Source organism: Escherichia sp. AM3, assembly GCF_032029835.1.
GTDB lineage: Bacteria > Pseudomonadota > Gammaproteobacteria > Enterobacterales > Enterobacteriaceae > Escherichia > Escherichia coli.
Genome location: NZ_JAVUPQ010000269.1, coordinates 1 through 1,642, shown reverse-complemented (window position 1 = coordinate 1,642; position 1,642 = coordinate 1). Strand labels below are relative to the sequence as shown.

Sequence of the window (1,642 nt, the reverse complement as noted above, 5' to 3'; positions counted from 1 at the left end):
CGTTTTGAAGCACAAATACAAGACTGGTTTGGTTAAAAATTATTGGATTTGAAGAGCCTGCCTGAACTTAATGTCAGGCAGGCTTTTTTTTATTTATTCCGCATTGCTAACAGTAAACCAACAATCAAGCCAATTGGTTTGAGATCAACTTCCTCGAAGTTACCTCGAATAATATAAAAGCTTACAAGCGTTAAAAATAGTAGTAATTGACCATTATAAGGAGTGACGACAACTGTTTTAAACGTTGCATTAGCTGTCTCTTTGATAATAGAGCCATACAGATAAAGTAAAGCGAGTAGTCCAGCCAAACCCGCTGCAAACCAAATTGACAAAACAACGTTGTGTGGCCCAATGGATTGCCTGAACTTCCATGACGGAAAATCTACAACACGCTTATTATATATTGCATGGTAAATATCATCGCCGTAGCCATATCCCTTAAGAGGATTTTCCATAATTAATGTCCACGCCGTACCTTGAGTACCATTGGTATAGCGAGAAGAACTGTCGGTCTGTTGAAGTTTATAAATAAGCCTGTCTTTACCAGCATGATCACCTTTATAGGTAAATACACCCACTGCGGCAACAGAAATAACGATGGAAGTCAGCATCAATAATTTCCACTGACGATTTAAGATTAACCATAGCAGAGTCACTATGAATACTGCCAGCCATGCACCACGAGACAGCGTTCCTAATAGCAGAAATAAGAAAACTGCACTAAAAATTACGAATGCTATTTTATAAGAGGTTTTCTTGATAAGCCAAAGGTTTAATAATGCTGGAAACAGAAACACCATTGAATCGGAAATACTACGGTGTTCATAGGTGGAAAATGGCATTATTCCTTTATTATAATCCTGAATATAAAGAATAAGTTCAACAAGACAACGTAAGCCAAGTCCGGTAACTAATGAGTATAGTACAATTTTACCAATGCTTTCATTATCTTCATCTTTTAATAATGCAGGTATAAGTAAACTATAGGCCAAAAATCCTTTAAGTACCGTATTACTGAATTCTTTAAAACTGATTTTCAGATCAGGTGATATAAAAGTAGCATATAAAAGAATGAGTGATAGTGCCAGGACACTATAAAAAAGATTATTTTTATAGAGTACTTTAAATGTTCCCGGAGCACGAGAAACTTGATAGATTACCGTAATAATCATTAGTATAGATATGATGTGTTTATAACGGGTTATACCATCAAGGAAAAAGGTTGCAATAAAGAGGAATACCAACGCTTTATTCCAGTACGGTTTCCACTTTTCTTTATTACGTAGCGCCAGCGAGGCTGTTAACATTGCTTCTCCACCATCTTAAATAATATATAACGTATTAATCAGGAATTGATTTTATTAAATACCGTTTCTGCAGTCAGATGAGCAAGATCTTTATCTGGTGCCCTACAAACCACCTGATTCTTCCCATATCCGCCAATTAATCCCGGATCGGTTGGTCCATAAACCGTGATATTCGGTCGATCCAGTGCTGCAGTTAAATGACTTAACCCAGTGTCTACCGATACCACGAATTTCGCTCCGGCCAGCACACGGGCAACACCTTCCAGACTCATCTTCGGCAATACTTCAACATAAGCAAATCCTTCCGCCAGTCGTTTCGCCCGTTTTTCCTCATG

At 37.7% G+C, this 1,642-nt stretch carries 2 protein-coding genes; both read right to left on the bottom strand.

What is annotated here, in order from left to right; all coding sequences use genetic code 11:
• Positions 1–89 precede the first annotated feature (89 nt).
• Entirely contained in the window at positions 90–1,307 is a 1,218-nt protein-coding gene (gene rfaL, locus RTW80_RS24930) for an O-antigen ligase RfaL (RefSeq protein WP_000954408.1), read from the bottom strand.
• A 38-nt stretch (positions 1,308–1,345) separates the two neighbouring features.
• Positions 1,346–1,642 (bottom strand): glycosyltransferase family 9 protein (locus RTW80_RS24925; protein ID WP_312720744.1); only part of this gene is annotated, 297 nt, incomplete at its 5' end.